This window comes from uncultured Clostridium sp., from assembly GCF_934754925.1.
In the GTDB taxonomy this organism is placed as follows: Bacteria; Bacillota; Clostridia; order Clostridiales; family Clostridiaceae; genus Clostridium.
Genome location: NZ_CAKVJA010000003.1, coordinates 28,133 through 47,907 on the forward strand (window position 1 = coordinate 28,133; position 19,775 = coordinate 47,907).

A 19,775-nucleotide genomic window follows, 5' to 3' on the forward strand; every position below is an offset into this window, starting at 1 on the left:
TTAATAAAATTGGAAATATATATACTCAAAACTATTATGGAATTTCTTATTCTGAGTATTGTAAACTAGTTGGTATTAAATTCTAATTTGGAGGTGTATTATTAATAATATGACTGAATTAAAAAATGAAGAATTATACTTAATTAATAAAGAGAACATATTAGCTATTAAATTTTATATCTCCACAGTCTAATATAGTAATTGAGATATTTCAGCGTCTTCTATTATTGCTTTCAATCTTCTGTTATTTTTTTAATAGGTTTAAATATAATGTTTAACCTTATTAATCACTATAGCTGATATTTATTTATCTATAAGTCTAACATAATTTAATTTAAGTTAATACTCTTCTTAAATAGAAGGCGCCAAAATTTAAGGAGATTATTATAAATATATAAAATAAAGTTGAAGATTTTAATTAGTGAAATGACTTTAAATGCTAATTTTTTAGCTATTGAAAATGATGATTTAGATTTAACTTGTACCTATATCAAGGATATAAACAAAATATACTTAAAAATAAAAAGCTGATTTCTGTATTGAACAGTAATCAGCTTTTTATCAATCTACTATAAATTATTTGACTTTAAAACTAATCCAAATATACCTTTTATTTTATATGCTTAAGAAACTAGATAATTACTAAAATACTACTAATTCAGTTTCATTAATTGCTTTTTCTACCATAGCCTCTACATCTAAAACTGACTCAGCTTTTCTCATAGCCTCTAATTGTGGTTTAGTCTTTGGATGCTTTGGTACAAATATTGTACAACAATCTTCATATGGTAAAATTGAAGTTTCATATGTTCCTATTTCCTTAGCGATATCCATAATATCACCTTTATCCATTGCAATTAATGGTCTAAATACTGGTCTATCTGCACAATCAGTACTTACTATTAATCCTTCCATAGTTTGGCTTGCAACTTGCCCTATGCTTTCTCCACTTGAAATTGATTGTACTCCATATTTTTCAGCTAAAACACAAGCACATCTCATCATAAATCTTCTCATTAATATAGTTAATTCATCTTGTCTACACTTTTCCATTATGTCTAATTGAATTTCTGTAAATGGTACTATGTATAAATTAACTCTTTCTGTGTAGTTTGAAAGTATTTTAGCTAACTCTTTAACCTTATCTTTAGCTCTTTCTGAAGTATATGGATGACTATGGTAATATACACAGTTAAGTTCTACACCTCTTCTAGCCATTAAATATCCTGCAACCGGAGAGTCTATTCCACCTGATAACATAAGCATTGTACTACCATTCATTCCATATGGTAATCCTCCAACACCTTTTATTTTATCCTTGCTTGTAAATACATATGCTTTTTCTCTAATTTCAATATTTACTAAGCATTCTGGATTCTTAACATCAACTTCTAATCCACCTCCAAAATGATGAAGTACATATCCTCCTACATCTCTAGAAGTTTCAATAGAATTTAATTGGAACTTTTTATTTGCTCTATTTGTTTCTATTTTAAATGTCTTTGGATTAGCTTCTTTTACTTTTCTTAAAGCTTCTTCTTTTATTGCAGTTAAATCTCTTTCCACTTCAGTAACTATACATACTTCAGACACTCCAAAAACCTTTCTTACTCTCTCTACAGCAGCATCTATATCTTCTGCTTTTATAAATCCTCTTCCTTGGTCAGTAACATATTCAAATTGTAAACCTGAAAGCTTTTTTTCTATATTTTCTTTTAATTTTCTTTCAAACTTTCCTCTATTTAATCCCTTTAGAAATATTTCTGAAGCATATTTAACTAATATTAACTTATTACTCATCTTTTTACTCTCCTTAAAAACATCAATGACTTTTTCAGTACATCAATTGTATAATCTACTTCTTCCTTCGTATTTTCATATGAGAAAGAAAATCTTATAGCCGATTCTATTTCTCTATTATTCAATCCTAAAGCCTTTATTACATAACTTCCATGAGCTGCACTACTTTTAGATGTACATGCAGAACCAGTAGCAACATATATTCCTGATTCCTCTAACAAATGCAATAATACTTCTGCTCTTACTCCTAAGAAAGATACATTTAAAATATATGGGCTAAACCCTTCTATCCCACTATTGATTCTAATATCTTTTATTTCCTTTAATCTTTCAATAAAATAAGATTTAAGCTCTGAAACCTGTCTATATCTTTTATCCATATTTTCAAAAGTAATTTTTGCAGCTTTTTCAAAGCCAATTATTCCAGGAAGGTTTTCTGTTCCTGCTCTAAATCCTCTTTCCTGACTACCGCCTGAAATAAGTGAATTTAATATTATTCCTTTCTTTATGTAAACTAATCCAACTCCCTTAGGACCATGAATTTTATGTGATGCAACTGTTAAAAAATCTATTTTATCCTTATTAACATCGATAGGTAATTTACCATATCCTTGAACAGCATCTACATGGAATTTTGCTCTAGAACTTCTTTTCTTTATTAGATTTCCTATAGCCTCAAGATCTTGTATAGATCCCATTTCATTATTCACATACATTATTGATACTAAAACAGTATCTTTACATATAGCCTCTTCTAAATCTTCTAATGAAATTTTTCCATCACTATCTACATCTAAATATGTAATTTTAACACCTTTTTCTTCTAATTCTTTACATGTGTTAATTATTGAATGATGCTCAAAGCTAGTTGTTATAAGGTGATGACCTGGTTTTAATAATCCCTTTAAAACAAGATTATTTCCTTCACTTCCGCCAGATGTGAAGTAAATCTCATCCTTATTACACTTAATAGTAGATGCAAAATACTCTCTAGCTTCATTTAACCTTTTCTCACAATTCATTCCTATCTTATGTAAAGATGATGGATTTCCAAAATATTCCTTCATGCCATTACTTACTTCTTCTATTACTTCATTATAAGGCATTGTAGTAGCACTATTATCAAAATAAATATTCAATAACACTCACTCCTTTCTCTTAGTATTTACATCATAAGTGAAATTTACAATTTTAATTTTGCAAATTAAGTTCAATTTTGACATAAAAAATTCTTTTATATTAATTTAAAATTCTACCATTTCCTTTAGAATAAGTAAACCATTTATAAAATAAAATCTAGTATTCCTATCATTTTTCTATGAATTAATATAAATTTATAGAAAAAACTAGGAAGTTTGTTAATAAAATGATAACAAACTTCCTAGTTTTTATTCCATTGCAATAAATTCAACCTTTTCAACAAATTCTAATTCTTTTAAGCTTTCCAACATTTTTCTTAATTCAATTTTCATTGTGGATATATCAATAGTTAAACTTAAATTTGCTAAATTATTAATTGGAATACCTTGATCAATAGTTAAAATATTTCCACCTTCTTCAGAAATAAGGTTTAATATATTAGAAAGTACACCTTTTTTATGTGCGATTATCATATTAAAAGTGGCTTTCCTTCCATTAGACATTTGTGAAAACTCAAACACATAATCTTTGTACTTATAATAAACACTTCTACTTATTCCCACTAATTTAGTAGCTTCAGTAATTTCCTTTACCTTACCTTCTTGCAAGATTTTTTTTGTATTAATCACCTTTTCAAATATCTCTGGCAAAACCTTTTTATCAATAACTAAATAATTACTGTTCATATTATTCACCTTTCAAAATTTTTGCCCCATGTTTATCTATTTTTAACTCTTTAATATCCCAATTAATATTTTGTTCTTTCATAAATATTATAAAATCATTTACAAATTCTATGTTATCTTTATCTACTATTGCCATTAACGTTGGTCCTGCACCACTTAAAAAACAACTAAATGCTCCAAGTTCTAATGATTTATTATAAACTTCATCAAAATTATCAATAAGCTTACTTCTAAACCTTTCATGAATTCTATCCTTAGTAGCTTCTCTTAACAAAGTATAGTTTCCATTTGAAAAACACGATATTAATAGGGCAGCCCTCCCTACATTATAAATACAGTCTTTAAATGAAATCTCTTTAGGTAATATAGCTCTAGCCTTTTCAGTTGAAAGCTTAAATCTTGGAATTAATGCTACAAACTTAACTCCATCCTTAACTTCTACACAGTTATATACTGGCTTTTTATTATCTACCATTACAGTAGAAATTAATCCTCCGAAAATAGCTGGACATACATTATCAGGATGTCCTTCAACTTCAACTGCTAAACTTAATATCTCATCTTTGTTTATTTTTTTATTCATTAACGCAAAAGCCCCTACGAGTCCTGCTACTATACAACTTGAGCTTGAACCTAATCCTCTTGATATTGGGATATCCTGCTTTATTATTTTAATCCTTATACCATTAAATTTAAAGTCATATTTATCAAAAACTTTCTTTATGGCCATAAAAATGATATTATCTTCATTTTGAAATTCTTCTTCAAACCCTTCAAAGAATAGCCCCTTATTCTCTTTAAGTTCAAATTCATATTCATTATATATATTTAAGGCAATTCCCAACGAATCAAAGCCAGGCCCCAAGTTGGCTGATGTCGCTGGTACTCTTACCTTAATCATTTTTAGTTCTCCTTAAAAAATCAAGTAAACTATCTGTCATTTTATCCTTATCACATACCTCATTATGAAGTACTTCTTTTTTATCTAAGTTCCTTAGATTATTAGGTATATTAGTGTTGGTATTATCCCTTAATATATTTAATATTTCAAAATCATTTTTTCCACTAATATTTATTCCTAAAGCATTACAAATACTTCTTGGAAATTTATACGGACTCGCCGTTGATGCAATTAATGCCTGTCTATAATCTGAAGTTTCCTTTCTATACTTATCTAATACTACATAGCCCACTGCAGTATGTGTATCCATTAAATATCCTTCATTATCATATACATACTTAATAGCTTCATAAATTTCATCAATATTAGCGTAATTTCCATAAAAATCTTTTAAAAACTCTTTAGCATTTTTAGAGATTGAATATATCCCCTTTAAATTCAATTTCTCCATAAGCTTTCTAGTTTCTAATGAATCCCTGTTATTAGCCTCAAATAATAATCTTTCTAAATTTGATGAAATTAAAATATCCATTGATGGTGATTCTGTTAGTATTAACTTTCTTCTTCTATCATATACTCCAGTATTTAAGAAATCTGTTAATACGTTATTTTCATTTGAAGAGCATATTAGCTTTCCTATTGGTAGCCCCATTTTTTTCCCATAGTATGCTGCTAATATATTCCCAAAGTTCCCCGTTGGAACAACTATATTTATCTTATCGCCCTCTTTTATTTTTTGCTTATTAATCAAATCAAAATATCCATAAAAGTAATAAACAATTTGTGGTATCAACCTTCCAATATTAATTGAATTTGCTGAAGATAATAAAAATCCCTCTTCTTTTAATTTTTTCTTTAATTCGCTGTCTCCAAATATTGATTTAACACCACTTTGTGCATTATCAAAATTGCCCCTAATCCCGATTACTTTTACATTATTTCCCTCTTGTGTTACCATTTGCTTTTGCTGAATTTTACTTACCCCTTTTTCGGGGTAATAGACTACAACTTTAAATCCATCTACATTGCTAAACCCCTGCAATGCAGCTTTTCCTGTGTCTCCAGAAGTTGCAGTTAATATTACTATATCTTCATCTATCTTTTCTTTTTCCTTTGCAGCCTTCATTATTTGCGGTAAAAATAAAAGTGCTGCATCCTTAAACGCTGATGTAGGTCCATGAAATAATTCTAAAAAATTCTTTTCTTCCTTAACAAAGAATTTATTTTTATAGGCATTCTCTATTGCTTCTTTTAAACTTTCATCACCAATATCATCAAAAAATTCTCCAATTATTTCATATGCTAAATCTTCATAAGAAAGCCCCATTTTCTTTTTCAAACTATCATATAATTTTGGAAACCCTATTGGAACATATAATCCTCCATCATCAGCAATGCCCTTTATAATTGCTTCAGAAGATGAAATAGCTTCCCCATTTCCTCTAGTGCTTATAAATTTCATTTTACACCTCCAATAGCTTTATTTATTTTTCATCTCTCTGTGTTATATTTGTATTTTAAGCAATAATTACCATAAAAGAATTTTACCATGTATTTCTATAAAATACAAGTGTTTTTTTATTGTAAACATTTAGATTTGAACTTTTTATTAAAAATAGGCTATCCTTGATTTGATATGCTTCCCTTATAGTAGATAGTTAAAATAATAAAAACTGTTACTATGATGAGGACATATCAATTAGAATAGCCTATTTTGTTTACTTTTTAGACTTTATAAGAAGATATACACTATTTATTAAGAAAATTATTCCTGAGAAGAATATTACTAATAACCATTGTCCTAAATTTAAAGCAACTGTATTAAATATTCCCTTTAAAAACGGAATATATAATATACAACATATCATAGTAATTGAAACTAATACTGCTCCTAACAAATATATATTTGATAATACATTTATTTCAAATATAGAATGTCTTTCTGATCTACATTCAAATACATGTAAAAGTTGAGACATAACCAATGTGCATAATGCAATAGTTCTACAAGTTGCTAAATCCATTCCATAATACCTTCCTACCATAAAAGATAATAAGGTACAAATTCCAATTAGACATCCTCTAACAATAATTTTTTCCCAAAGTCCTCTTGCAAATATTCCCTCATTCTTTTCTCTAGGTGCCTGTCTCATTATATCTTTATCTGCAGGGTCAATTCCTAATGCAATAGCTGGTAATCCATCAGTAGCTAAATTTACAAATAAAATTTGTATTGGTGTAAGTGGATTTGGTAAATAAAATAATGATGCTAAAAACATCGTTAAAACTTCACCTAAATTACAAGATAATAAGTATCTAATAAACTTTCTTATGTTATCATAGATAATTCTTCCTTCTTCAACAGCAGATACTATTGTGGCAAAATTATCATCCATTAAAACCATTGATGCAGCTTCCTTAGTAACATCTGTTCCTGATATGCCCATAGCAACACCTATATCAGCTTCTTTTATTGCAGGAGCATCATTAACACCATCACCAGTCATTGCAACTATGTTATTATTCTTTTTAAAAGCTCTCACTATTCTTAACTTATGATTTGGAGATACCCTTGCAAATACCCTTAATTTCTCAACTCTCTTTACTAACTCTTCATCAGACATCTTTTCTAATTCATCACCTGTAATAGCTTGATCATCTGTAGTACAAATATTAATACTCTTGGCAATTGCTAATGCAGTATTTTTGTGATCACCTGTTATCATTATAGGTTTAATTCCTGCCATTTTACACTTTAATACAGCATCTTTAACTTCTATTCTAGGAGGATCCATACTTCCTGCAACTCCTAAGAATATTAAATTTTCTTCCACAGAATCATTTTTAACTAAATGTTCCTCTTTATAAGCTGCAGCTATACATCTTAAAGCTCTATTTGACATAGATTCAATATAATTATAAATTTGCTTTTTCTTTTGAGCTGTAAGAGGCTTTATTTTGCCATTTTCTAATACTGCACTACATCTCTCTAATACCCTTTCTGGAGCACCTTTCATATAACAAGTTTCTTTACCATTTACCTTCATTATTACAGTCATCATTTTTCTAGTAGAGTCAAATGGTATTTCAAATAACCTATTAGCCTTTGCAATAAAATCTTCTGCTTCTTTTGTTTCTTTAAAAAATACTTTAACTAAAGCTGTTTCTGTAGGATCTCCCATAACAGCTTTATCAATATTCTTAATATCATAGTTATAATTTGTATCATTACAGTATACAAACGCTTCTTTTAGCTTTTCACAATCATATAAATTTTCCTTATCTAATTCATAAATTTTCCCATTTGTTAAAATTTCTTTTACTGTCATTTTATTTTGAGTCAAAGTTCCTGTTTTATCCGAACAAATTACAGAAGTGCATCCTAAAGTTTCAACTGCTGGCAACTTTCTAATTAATGCATTTCTCTTAAGCATTCTACTTACACCTAATGCTAATGCAACAGTAACTATAGCAGCTAAGCCTTCTGGTATCGCAGCAACAGCTAATGATACACCTAAAAGAAACATTTCAGTAATATTATTTCCTCTTAATATTCCAAGAACTGTAACAATAATACATACTATAATACAAACTACAACTAATATTTTACCTAAAGAATCTAGTCTTTCCCTTAAAGGTGACTTTTCCTCTTCTATGTTATCTAAAAGATTTGCTATTTTCCCCATTTCAGTTTCCATACCAATGGAATCAACTACTAACAATCCTCTACCCTTTAAAACTATTGTACCCATGTACCCTTCATTTTTTCCTTTGTTTGTATCTTTAGATATACCTACAGATTCTCCTGTTAATAATGATTCATCTACTACCATATTTGCAGCATCAATAAAGGTTCCATCTGCTGGAATTCTATCCCCAGCTTCTAATATTACAACATCACCTTTTGTTAATTCTCTTGAATTTATCACTTTAATATTTCCATCTCTTATAGCTTTACAAGTTGGTGCTGCCATTTCCTGTAACGCTTCTAGTGATTTCTCTGTTCTAAATTCTTGTACAAAACCTAATATTGCATTTACAATTACTATAATAAGTATTGTTATTGCATCTGCCTTATCTCCAATAAATCCTGATATAATAGTTGCACCTATTAATACCCATACTAAGAAATCATTGAATTGAGATAAGAAAATCAAAACCGGTGACTTTTTCTTTTTATGTTTAAGTTCATTTAGACCATAGGTTTTAATTCTTTTTTCTGCTTCTCTAGTACTTAACCCCCTACTAAATTCTTTTTCTTGTATCACTCTTTCTCCTCCTCATCAAGAACTCTTGTATATATATATTAATGTTTATGTAATACTATGATAATTAAGTTAAATTTCTATTTATTATACTTTACATTTTTATTTACAAATTTCATTTACAAATATAGAATAGTAGTATGCGAAAATATGTATAAGGCCATTAAGATACTACTCTTTAAATAGTACTTTACTACCTTAAAGAGTTGAGAAGTTGTCTTTGATAACATATAAATTAATTGCTTTATTTATCTAAATATACTAAGGAGGTCATATTGCATGAAAGATATAATTTATGTAACTGGGCATAAAAACCCTGATTCAGACTCAATATGTGCAGCTTATGCATATGCTGAATTCAAAAATAAAATTGGTGAAACTGAAACTGTTGCTTGCAGACTTGGTGATGTAAATCAAGAAACTCAATTTATACTAGATTATTTTGATGCAGAAGCACCAAAATTCTTAAACACAGTTAAACTTAAAGTAGAAGACTTACAATTTGATAATATAAATCCAGTTTCTCCTGATATTTCATTAAAAACAGCTTGGACAATTATGAGAGAGAAAAACATAAAAACTTTACCTGTAGGTGATGAAAATAATCATTTATTAGGAGTATTAGCTGTTGCTAACCTTACTTCTTGCTACATGGATATTTGGGATAACAGAATCTTATCAAAAAGTAATACAACTTTAGATAACATAATTGATACTTTATCTGCTAAAATCTGTTATGTAAATGAAGATATAAAATTCTTCCCTGGTAAAATTGCAGTTACAGCTATGCAACCTGACACTATGACTGAGCATATAGAAGAAGGCGACATTGCTATAGTTGGTGATAGAGAAGAGGCTCAAGCTGCATTAATAAACCTTAATGTTTCATTAATGATCGTTACTGGTGGATATGCTCCATCTGAAAAAATAATAAACTTAGCTAAAGAACATGGTGTTACTATAATAGTTACTCAACATGATTCATTTACAGCTTCAAGACTTATCGTTCAAAGTATCCCTGTAGGATATGTAATGGTTAAAGAAAATATAGTTTCTTTCAGAACTGATGATTTAGTTGATGACATAAAAAAAGTTATGTCTGAAACTAGATTTAGAAGCTATCCTGTTTTAGATGAAAACGGAAGAGTTGTTGGTACTGTTTCTAGATACCACTTAATTTCTAACCATAAGAAAAAAGTTATCCAAGTTGACCATAATGAAAGAGGTCAATCTGTTGATGGCTTAGAAGATGCTGAAGTATTAGAAATCATCGACCACCACAGAGTTGCTGATATTCAAACTAATAATCCAATTTACTTCAGAAATGAACCAGTTGGAAGTACTTCAACAATAGTTGCTAAATGCTTCTTTGAAAGTGGAATTAGACCTTCAAGAAAAGCTGCAGGACTTCTTTGTGGAGCAATAATCTCTGATACATTATTATTCAGAAGCCCAACTTGCACTCCACAAGATCAATATATCTGCAAAAAGCTTGCTGAAATTGCTGGTATAAACATAGAAGAATTTGCAAAAGAAATGTTTAAGGCTGGTACTTCACTAAAAGGTAAAACTGTTGAACAAATATTCAACACTGACTTCAAACCATTTACTATTGAAGGTACTAAAGTAGGTATTTCTCAAGTTAATACAATGGATATTGAAGGATTTATGCCTTTAAAGGAAGAGATGTTAAATTACATGGATCAAAAAGCTAAAGAAGCTGGCTTAGAAATGGTTATGTTATTATTAACTGATATACTAAACGAAGGTTCTGAGATATTAGTTACAGGTGCTAAACCTGAGATAGTTGAAAAAGCATTTAAGATTACTTTAAAAGATAAAGGTGCATTCCTTCCTGGAGTTCTTTCTAGAAAGAAACAAGTTGTACCTCCAATAACTAATGCTATAACATCTTAATATAAAAATGAGTGTATCATTAAGATACACTCATTTTTGTTTCTTCTTAATTGTCAATTACAATACCAAGTTTAGCCGAAATTATTGTATTTAACTTATTTATTGAAAATGTTAATGTCATTATTTGCTTTTCTAAGCGTATTAATAAATATGCACTAATAGCTACTGGAAAACCAACATTAGCAATTAAATTAATAAGTTCGCTTATCTCCATAAACTTACCCCCTAAAATAATTATTACACTTAATATATATCCAGTAACTAACACTTTTTTATTTTAATTTTTTATTTTTTTAATTTTACACTAGTACTTTTCTATAATTTTCTTAATATCTTCAATTATACTTCTATGATTTAATACTGCTATATCTAGTTTTAAAATTTTACACCACATTTGAATAATATATCCTAATCCAATTGCTGTTATTATAGTACCAATCCCTACATAACCACCTAATAACCAACCACAAATTAGAGCACATACTTCAATAGTTGTTCTTATTACCTTTACTGGCTTTTTAGTAATTCTAGTTAATGCAGTCATCAAGCCATCTCTAGGCCCACACCCTAATTCACAACTTAAATAGATGCATGTTCCTAGCCCCATAAAAACCATTCCAATTACTAGCATTACTATTCCTATAAATAAATTATCTACAAGAGAAATAATATTCATCATTGTTATTAAGTCAATAAATATACCTATAAAAATAGTATTTAATATAGTTCCTATTCCAATTTTCACACCTAAAAATACACTTGAAATAACAACAATTATACCAACAACTATATTAGCTTGTCCCATTGTTATAGGCATTACTTTTGTTATTCCTTGATGTAATACATCCCATGGTGATAATCCTAAATTAGCTTTTATCATAAATACTATTCCTAAAGCAGCTAAGAAAAACCCTCCCATAAGTTTAAATAAAACAAACAAATATGTATTAATTTCTTTTTTAATATTTATTTCCATAGCCCACCTATTTCCTTTATTTTTAAATTTAATTTAGGATAGTGACAATCACTATCCTATTGTATTTTCTTATAATTTTCCCTCTAAAAGCTCATTATACTTTTTCATAATTTTTCTCAAAATTTCATTATTAACATCAAATTTTATATCATCAACTTGAGATATTGGTAATATAGCAACTGAAGTTCCTGAAATAAATAATGAATCCAAATCACTTATTTCAGATGCCTTTATTTCTTTTTCTTCTACTTCTATCCCTAATGATTCCGCTATCTTAAATATTTTATCTCTTGTAATTCCCCTAAGTACTGCTTCACCTTTAGCTGTTATAAGCTTTTTATCCTTTATTCCAAAAAAGTTTGATTTACTTCCTTCTGTAATAAAACCATTTCTATCTACTAAAAGTGCTTCATGAGCCTTAGCTTCCTTCATTTTTTCTGTAATTTTAGCTCTAAACTCTGTACTAACTATCTTTAAATTAGGATTTTCTCTTTCACCATAATAAAGAATAACTTTTACTCCCTTTTCATAGTACTCTTCAGCCGGATAGGAATGCATTATATAATATATTTTTAAATTACCATTGCTTGTATTATATGTAACCTTTATATTACCAACAGCATTATCATTCTTTATAATAACTTTAACTATTAAATTTTCTATCTCTTCTTCACTATATGGAAATTCTTTATTTATCATCTTAAATGATTTTTTCATTCTAGCTAAATGTTCCTTTAAAAACACCGGCTTTCCATTAACAACTCTTAATACCTCATATATTATTTTTTCCTTATAATCTTCATCACTAAAATCACTAATAGGATATATTACTCCATTATTTAAATAAAATTTATTTATTGCTTCCATTAATATTACACTTCCTTTGAAGATCATTTATTTCCACTTTAAAACTTCTATTTTATGTTTCTTTTTATAATTAATTAGATATGGATTTCCAACAAGATCTAATAATGGCTTATCTGATAAAGAGTCTGAAAACATATAAGAATTTTTAAAATCTACTTTTATATTTTTTTCTTTTAAAACCTCATTTAATCTTCTGACTTTCTCTTCACCCTTGCAATTATTACCATCCATTTTTCTTATGAATTTTCCACCTTCAAAAGCAAATTTAGTTCCAATTATTAAATCTACTTCTTTTATCGCATAAAATTCTTTAATATAAAATTCTGGTGATGCTGATATAAGTATTACCATATACCCTTCTTTTTTTAATTTCTTTATCATCTCTACTGCATCCTTGTAAAGTATTTTACTTAGTCTTTCATCATAAAATGCTTTAGTAAGATTAGCTAATTCTACTTCATCTATGTTTTCTATAAATTTTAAGAAGCACTCTTTAACCTTTCTTTCATCATAGACTTTAATACCATACATTAGCCCTGAGTATAAAGCCCTTGGTAAGAATTTTATATTTTTTATATCCTTAGATACAATATATTTAAAAAATTCCATTAACGACTCTTTTCTTGTTATTGTATAATCTATATCAAATATTGCTAATTTTTCCACTTATTTTCCTCCAAACAAACTTACTAGAGGCTGAGCATTTTATATGCTTCAGCCCCTTTTTTATTTTAACTTATTAATAAACTTATTAATTCTTTCTAAGCCTTCTTTAATCAACTCCATTGAAGTTGCATAAGATACTCTTACATAATTATCTAATCCAAAAGCTCTTCCTGGAATAACTGCTACCTTTTCATCTTCTAATAATCTTGCAGAAAAATCCATTGAATTAGTAATTTTTTGTCCATTAATTTCTTTTCCTAAACATCTATCAATGTTTATCATAATATAAAATGCACCTTGTGGTTTAATTATACTTAAATTATTCATCTCTTCTAAAGTCTTAACCATATAATTTCTTCTTCTTTCGAATTCAGAAATCATTTCTTTAACCTTATCTTGAGAACCATTTAAAGCTTCAATGGCTGCATATTGAGTTATAGAACAAACATTAGAGGTCATATGACTTTGAATATTAGTCATAAGTTTTGCAATCTTTTCTGTTGCCCCGCAATATCCTAATCTCCATCCAGTCATAGCATAAGATTTAGATAAACCATTAATAACAATAGTTCTTTCATAGGCATCATTTGAAATACTAGCAATACTTATATGCTTTTCTCCATCATATATTAACTTTTCATACATTTCGTCAGAAATTATTATAAGATCATATTTTTTTGCAAATTCAGCTATTTCTATTAATTCTTCTCTAGTATAAATAGTTCCTGTTGGATTATTAGGCGTATTTAATATAATAGCTTTAGTTTTTTCAGTCACTACTTTTTCTAAATTTTCTTTAGTAAACTTATAAGAAGATCTTTCATCACTTTCTACAAATACAGGATTTCCATCAGCTAATCTTATAAGTTCTGGGTAACTAACCCAATAAGGATTAGGTACAATTACTTCATCATCTGGATTTAATATTGCTAAAAATGCATTTGCAAGTGATTGTTTAGCCCCTGTAGATACTACTATTTGTGATGGATTATATACTAAACCATTATCATCATTAAATTTTTTACATATAGCTTCTCTTAACGGAAGTATTCCGTTTACATTTGTATATTTTGTATTTCCATCTTCCATTGCTTTTATTGCAGCATTAATTATATTTTGTGGCGTATTAAAATCTGGTTCTCCAGCTCCAAAACTAATTACATCAATTCCATTTTCCTTCATCTCTTTAGCTTTTGCTGTTATTGCTAAAGTTGCTGATGCTTCAATTCTTTGTGCTTTTCTTGATAATTCCATTGATTTGCCCCCATTATTTCTTATTAAATTTAATAAACTTTTCTAAATAATCTTCATTTAAACCACAACTACCTATAGATAAATTATCATAGCCTAAAGTTTTACCATGATAATCACTTCCTCCAGTTACACATAATTTATACTTTTTAGATAAATTAAAAAATTTATTTATATCTCCTTGCGAATGGCTTGGATGATATACTTCTATACCCTTAAGGCCAAAACATCTTAATTCCTTTAAAATATTTTCTACTTCAATTTTTCTATATATCTGTCCCGGATGAGCTAAAATAGCTACCCCACCTGATTTATTAATTACATCTATGCAGTCTCTATAATTTAATCTAAACCCCTTAACATATCCTGGTTTCCCTTGAATTAAAAACTTTCTAAAAGCACTTTTATAGTTATCAAAGTAACCTTTTCTAACCATTGCATTTGCTACATGACTTCTTCCTACTGTTGCATCTATATCTATTGCTAGATCTTCTAATTCTAATTTAATATCATATTCTTTTAATTTAAATAATATATTTTCTACTCTTTTTATTCTTTGAGTATTTAATTCATTTACAACTTCTTGAAGTGCTTTATTATCAATATCCATAAAGTATCCAAGGATATGTAATTCCATTTCTTTATATTCACTACTAAGCTCAATGCCTGGAATTATATTTATTCCTTCATAGTTGTTTTTAGTAATATACTGTGCTGCTATAGAATCATGATCTGTTATAGAAATATATTTAATATTATCTTTTATTGCTGAATCAATTATTTCTTCTGGACTTTTTACGCCATCAGAATAATTTGAATGAATATGTAAATCCGCATACTTCATCTTATTCACCTTTTCTTTTCAAGTGAAATTTTCATTTATAACTTTTACTTAGTTTAAGTTACTTATGAAATTGTTATTCCAAGTTATAATATAATATTAAAATTTTAAATATTTTTTAATATTATATTATACACTAAGCAATATTTCCCATAATAAAAATATATCATCTTACCTGTAAAATGTAAATTGAAAACACTGAATTAAATTCTCAATAATGCTAAGTAAATTATAGAAAAAAGAGATTATACAAATTGCTCTGTATAATCTCTTTAACTATTATTGATCAGCTAAAACGTTAGTGTAATATTCAGTTACTTTATCAAATTCAGCTTCTTCTGGAACTATAAGTTCTCCTTCTTCAGTTGATCTGAAAAGATATACTGATTCATCTTCTGGATTTTGAGCTAATACATATTCATTTTCTTCAAATTCAAATGCATCAACTATTGGGCAAGATATAACATTTCCGTTATCATCTTCTAAGTCAACAACAAAGTGTTCATGTTCGTGTTCTCCACACCCACAGTTATCTCCACATCCGTGACTATCATGATCATGTCCACATCCGCAGCCTTCGCCGCATTTATTTAATTCATTTTCCATTTTACATTCCTCCTTAAATAATAAGTTAAACAATCTTATTTAAAATAAGTACAAAAATTTATTTTATTAATATTGTTTAACTAACTAGTCTTTATAATTGTACCCTTATTCTTAGGAAAATAAAAGAAAAATATTTTTTTTTATAAAAATTTAAAGTTTTTTTATAAAATATAAATAAAAAAGAGGCTTTCACCTCTTTTTTGTTAATTTATTACTATTCTTGATTGGCAAGTTTTTTATAATTTTCTAATCTTTCCATTGCATCTGCTTGAGTCTTTTCAAATAAAGCTTCTGCTGCTTCAGGGAATACCTTAGCTAATGAAGCGTATCTAACTTCACCCATTAAGAATTCTCTAAAGTCACCCTTAGGTTCTTTTGAATCTAAAGTAAATGGATTCTTAGTTCCTTTTAATGCCGGATTATATCTATATAATGCCCAATATCCACACTCTACAGCTTTTTTAGCTTCTGCTTGTGAATTTGTCATTCCTGCTTTAATACCATGATTAATACATGGAGCATAAGCTATTATTAGTGATGGTCCATTATAAGCTTCTGCCTCAGCTATAGCTTTAAGAACTTGGTTTTTATCTGCTCCCATACAAACTTGAGCAACATATACATAACCATAACTCATAGCCATCATACCTAAATCTTTCTTCTTAGTTCTCTTACCAGAAGCAGCAAATTTAGCAATTGCAGCTGTTGGTGTAGCTTTAGAAGATTGTCCACCAGTATTTGAGTAAACTTCTGTATCAAATACTAATACATTTACGTTATCTCCTGATGCAAGAACATGGTCAAGTCCACCGTATCCGATATCATATGCCCAACCATCTCCACCAAATATCCATTGAGATCTCTTAACGAAGAATTCTTTATCATTTAAAATAGTCTTAGCTATTTCATTATCACAATTTTCAAGTACAGTAACTAAAGCATTTGCTCTTTCTCTAGTTCCAGCGCTTTCTTCTTTATTATCTAACCAATCTTTTAATACAGCCTTAGTTTCATCTGCTAAGTCACTTTCTAAAGCAACTTTTACATTTTCAGCAACTCTATCTCTTATAGCTTGAACTCCTAAGAACATACCTAATCCATATTCAGCATTATCTTCAAATAATGAATTTGCCCAAGCTGGCCCATGTCCATTATGGTTAACTGTATATGGAGTTGCAGGAGCTGATCCTCCCCAAATTGAAGAACATCCTGTAGCATTAGCTACCATCATTCTATCACCAAATAATTGAGTAACAAGTTTAGCATATGGAGTTTCTCCACATCCAGCACAAGCTCCTGAGAACTCAAGAAGTGGTTGTTCGAATTGACTGCCTTTTAATGTATTCTTATTCATTGGGTTCTTCTTAGCAGATACTTCTGTTGTTGCATAATCCCAAGCATCTATTTGATCATGTTGACTATCTTGTGGTTTCATTACTAAAGCTTTATTCTTAGCTGGACATACTTCAGCACAGTTTCCACATCCTGTACAATCAAGAGGTGTAACACCAATTGAGAACTTATATGGAGCTTCTGTCTTTAATGCCTTAGCATCAGTAGTCTTCATTGAAGCAGGAGCTTTTTCAGCTTCTTCACCAGTTAATAAGAATGGTCTTATTGCTGCATGAGGACATACTACTGAACATTGATTACATTGAATACAATTTTCTGGTATCCATTCTGGAACATTAATTGCAATTCCTCTTTTTTCATATGCAGCTGTACCAGCCATGAAAGTACCGTCTTCCATACCATGTTTAACAAATGTTGAAACAGGTAGTCCAAACCCTTCTTGTCTATTCATAGGTTCAACTATATCTTTAATAAATGCTGGAGCTTCTTTAGTAGTAGCTACTTCTGCATCTACTGCATTTGCCCATGTTGCTGGAACTTCTATTTTTACTATAGCTTCAATACCAGCATCAATAGCAGCATTATTCATATTAACAACTTTTTCACCTTTTTTACCGTATGATGTAACAACAGCTTGTTTTAAGTATGCTACTGCTTCATCAACAGGAATTATATTAGCTAATTTGAAGAATGCAGCTTGCATTATCATGTTGATTCTTCCACCAAGTCCAATTTCTTGAGCTATCTTAACAGCATTTAATGTATAGAATTTTATATTCTTTTCAGCTATAGTTCTCTTCATTTCTGCTGGTAATTTCTCTTCTAATTCTTCTGGTGTCCAAATTGTATTTAATAAGAATGTACCATTGGCCTTTAATCCATCTAATACATTATATTTATAAACATATGATTGATTGTGACATGCTACAAAATCAGCTTTATCTATTAAATATGGTGATTTAATTGGCTTCTTACCGAATCTTAAGTGAGAAACTGTTATACCACCTGATTTCTTAGAATCATATGAGAAATATCCTTGAGCATACATATCAGTATGGTCACCGATAATCTTAATAGCACTCTTATTAGCACCAACAGTACCATCTGAACCTAATCCCCAGAACTTACAAGCCTTAGTTCCTTCTGGTGTAGCATCTATATCTTCTACTGTTTCAAGTGATGTAAATGTTACGTCATCAACTATACTAATTGTAAAACCATTCTTAGGCTCGTCCTTAGATAAGTTAGCATAAACTGCAGCTATATCTGAAGGATTTGGATCCTTTGAACCTAATCCATATCTACCACCAACTATAATTGGAGCATTTTCTTTACCAGCAAATGCACTTACTACATCTAAGTATAATGGTTCGCCAATTGATCCTGGTTCCTTAGTTCTATCTAAAACTGCAATCTTTTTAACTGTATCCGGAATTGCAGCTAATAATTTTTCAACTGAGAAAGGTCTATAAAGTCTAACTTTTACAACACCAACCTTTTCCCCTCTACCATTTAAGTAATCTACAGTTTCTTCAGCAACATCAGTTCCTGAACCCATTGCAATAATTACTCTATCGGCATCTGGTGCTCCATAATAATCGAAGCAATGATATTCTCTTCCTGTTAATTTAGTTATTTCAGCCATATATCCTTCGACTACTTCTGGAATATCATCATAGAATCTATTTACAGCTTCTCTTGTTTGGAAGTATATATCAGGGTTTTGTGCTGTTCCTCTAGTTACTGGATGATCTGGATTTAATGCAGATTTTCTAAATTCTTTTACTGCATCCCAGTCAACTAACTTAGCTAACTCATCATATTCTAAAACTTCTATTTTTTGAATTTCATGAGATGTTCTAAATCCATCAAAAAAGTTCATAAATGGAATTCTAGTTTTAATTGCTGCTAAATGTGCAACTGCAGATAAATCCATAACTTCTTGCACTGAACCTTCAGCAAGCATAGCAAACCCAGTTTGTCTAGCAGCCATAACATCTTGATGATCTCCAAATATATTTAATGAAGATGTTGCTAATGCTCTAGCAGATACATGTATAACACCTGGAAGTCTTTCTCCTGCTATTTTATACATATTAGGAATCATTAATAATAACCCTTGTGAAGCTGTATATGTAGTTGTATAAGCTCCAGCTTGTAATGATCCATGTACAGCACCTGCTGCTCCTCCCTCTGATTGCATTTCCATAACCTTTACTGGTTGTCCAAAAATATTTTTTCTACCTTGTGCAACCCATTCATCAACATGTTCTGCCATTGGTGATGATGGAGTTATTGGATAAATAGCAGTTACTTCTGTAAACGCATATGATACGTGTGCAGCAGCAGTGTTACCATCCATAGTCTTCATTTTTCTCATCTCGTCTACCTCGCTTCCCTTTTTTAAAATTAAGCATATAAATAATATGGTACATATCGAATTAAACTATATTTAATTTCAATAATATACCATAGTTGCTTACATAAAATGTATACCTTTTTTATT

The 19,775-nt window shown here is 29.2% G+C and carries 15 protein-coding genes; 1 reads left to right on the forward strand and 14 read right to left on the reverse strand.

Features of this window, described 5'->3' with window-relative positions:
• Positions 1-642 precede the first annotated feature (642 nt).
• The 6 genes from thiI to Q0G30_RS02655 all read right to left on the reverse strand — a co-directional run bounded on the left by thiI (position 643) and on the right by Q0G30_RS02655 (position 8,795).
• A complete protein-coding gene (gene thiI, locus Q0G30_RS02630; protein WP_294386126.1) occupies positions 643-1,800 on the reverse strand; it encodes a tRNA uracil 4-sulfurtransferase ThiI in 1,158 nt (385 codons plus the stop codon).
• A complete protein-coding gene (locus Q0G30_RS02635; protein ID WP_294386128.1) occupies positions 1,797-2,939 on the reverse strand; it encodes a cysteine desulfurase family protein in 1,143 nt (380 codons plus the stop codon). The genes thiI and Q0G30_RS02635 overlap by 4 nt, the downstream gene beginning before the upstream one ends.
• Before the next feature lie 249 nt (positions 2,940-3,188).
• A complete protein-coding gene (locus tag Q0G30_RS02640; RefSeq protein WP_294386129.1) occupies positions 3,189-3,626 on the reverse strand; it encodes an ACT domain-containing protein in 438 nt (145 codons plus the stop codon).
• Position 3,627: 1 nt separating this feature from the next.
• Complete coding sequence (thrB, locus tag Q0G30_RS02645; RefSeq protein WP_294386131.1) at positions 3,628-4,527, reverse strand: homoserine kinase; 900 nt, start codon at positions 4,525-4,527, stop codon at positions 3,628-3,630.
• Positions 4,520-5,989: a threonine synthase gene (gene thrC / locus Q0G30_RS02650; protein ID WP_294386136.1), complete on the reverse strand. Its 1,470-nt coding sequence runs from the start codon at positions 5,987-5,989 to the stop codon at positions 4,520-4,522. The genes thrB and thrC overlap by 8 nt, the downstream gene beginning before the upstream one ends.
• Before the next feature lie 256 nt (positions 5,990-6,245).
• Positions 6,246-8,795, reverse strand: coding sequence for a calcium-translocating P-type ATPase, SERCA-type (locus Q0G30_RS02655; protein ID WP_294386139.1), 2,550 nt, complete (start codon positions 8,793-8,795; stop codon positions 6,246-6,248).
• A gap of 276 nt (positions 8,796-9,071) precedes the next feature.
• Between Q0G30_RS02655 and Q0G30_RS02660 the strand changes: the two genes are divergently transcribed.
• Positions 9,072-10,709, forward strand: a complete 1,638-nt coding sequence (locus Q0G30_RS02660; protein WP_294386142.1) for a putative manganese-dependent inorganic diphosphatase — start codon at positions 9,072-9,074, stop codon at positions 10,707-10,709.
• A 46-nt stretch (positions 10,710-10,755) separates the two neighbouring features.
• Here Q0G30_RS02660 and Q0G30_RS02665 read toward each other — a convergent pair whose 3' ends face one another.
• From Q0G30_RS02665 to nifJ, 8 genes are all read right to left on the reverse strand, one after another.
• Complete coding sequence (locus Q0G30_RS02665; protein WP_294386145.1) at positions 10,756-10,923, reverse strand: YvrJ family protein; 168 nt, start codon at positions 10,921-10,923, stop codon at positions 10,756-10,758.
• 90 nt (positions 10,924-11,013) lie between these two features.
• On the reverse strand, positions 11,014-11,685 hold the full coding sequence (locus Q0G30_RS02670) for a hypothetical protein (protein WP_294386148.1): 672 nt from the start codon (positions 11,683-11,685) through the stop codon (positions 11,014-11,016).
• A 69-nt stretch (positions 11,686-11,754) separates the two neighbouring features.
• The gene (locus Q0G30_RS02675; RefSeq protein ID WP_366013370.1) at positions 11,755-12,579 is read right to left on the reverse strand and encodes an aminotransferase class IV; all 825 of its coding nucleotides are present in this window, start codon (positions 12,577-12,579) and stop codon (positions 11,755-11,757) included.
• On the reverse strand, positions 12,580-13,218 hold the full coding sequence (locus Q0G30_RS02680) for an HAD-IB family hydrolase (RefSeq protein WP_294386150.1): 639 nt from the start codon (positions 13,216-13,218) through the stop codon (positions 12,580-12,582). It lies immediately after the preceding gene.
• Positions 13,219-13,278: 60 nt separating this feature from the next.
• The gene (locus tag Q0G30_RS02685; protein WP_294386153.1) at positions 13,279-14,472 is read right to left on the reverse strand and encodes a pyridoxal phosphate-dependent aminotransferase; all 1,194 of its coding nucleotides are present in this window, start codon (positions 14,470-14,472) and stop codon (positions 13,279-13,281) included.
• Positions 14,473-14,485: 13 nt separating this feature from the next.
• The gene (locus tag Q0G30_RS02690) at positions 14,486-15,313 is read right to left on the reverse strand and encodes a PHP domain-containing protein (protein ID WP_294386156.1); all 828 of its coding nucleotides are present in this window, start codon (positions 15,311-15,313) and stop codon (positions 14,486-14,488) included.
• A gap of 276 nt (positions 15,314-15,589) precedes the next feature.
• Complete coding sequence (locus Q0G30_RS02695; protein WP_294130525.1) at positions 15,590-15,916, reverse strand: DUF1292 domain-containing protein; 327 nt, start codon at positions 15,914-15,916, stop codon at positions 15,590-15,592.
• 214 nt (positions 15,917-16,130) lie between these two features.
• Complete coding sequence (gene nifJ, locus Q0G30_RS02700) at positions 16,131-19,649, reverse strand: pyruvate:ferredoxin (flavodoxin) oxidoreductase (protein WP_294386157.1); 3,519 nt, start codon at positions 19,647-19,649, stop codon at positions 16,131-16,133.
• Positions 19,650-19,775: the final 126 nt, after the last annotated feature.

Coding starts and splice junctions, on each gene's coding strand:
- thiI (WP_294386126.1), bottom strand. CDS start 1,800: ATGAGTAATAAGTTAATATTAGTTAAATATGCTTCAGAAATATTTCTA.
- Q0G30_RS02640 (WP_294386129.1), bottom strand. CDS start 3,626: ATGAACAGTAATTATTTAGTTATTGATAAAAAGGTTTTGCCAGAGATA.
- thrB (WP_294386131.1), bottom strand. CDS start 4,527: ATGATTAAGGTAAGAGTACCAGCGACATCAGCCAACTTGGGGCCTGGC.
- thrC (WP_294386136.1), bottom strand. CDS start 5,989: ATGAAATTTATAAGCACTAGAGGAAATGGGGAAGCTATTTCATCTTCT.
- Q0G30_RS02660 (WP_294386142.1), top strand. CDS start 9,072: ATGAAAGATATAATTTATGTAACTGGGCATAAAAACCCTGATTCAGAC.
- Q0G30_RS02665 (WP_294386145.1), bottom strand. CDS start 10,923: ATGGAGATAAGCGAACTTATTAATTTAATTGCTAATGTTGGTTTTCCA.
- Q0G30_RS02670 (WP_294386148.1), bottom strand. CDS start 11,685: ATGGAAATAAATATTAAAAAAGAAATTAATACATATTTGTTTGTTTTA.
- Q0G30_RS02675 (WP_366013370.1), bottom strand. CDS start 12,579: ATGATCTTCAAAGGAAGTGTAATATTAATGGAAGCAATAAATAAATTT.
- Q0G30_RS02685 (WP_294386153.1), bottom strand. CDS start 14,472: ATGGAATTATCAAGAAAAGCACAAAGAATTGAAGCATCAGCAACTTTA.
- Q0G30_RS02690 (WP_294386156.1), bottom strand. CDS start 15,313: ATGAAGTATGCGGATTTACATATTCATTCAAATTATTCTGATGGCGTA.
- Q0G30_RS02695 (WP_294130525.1), bottom strand. CDS start 15,916: ATGGAAAATGAATTAAATAAATGCGGCGAAGGCTGCGGATGTGGACAT.
- nifJ (WP_294386157.1), bottom strand. CDS start 19,649: ATGAGAAAAATGAAGACTATGGATGGTAACACTGCTGCTGCACACGTA.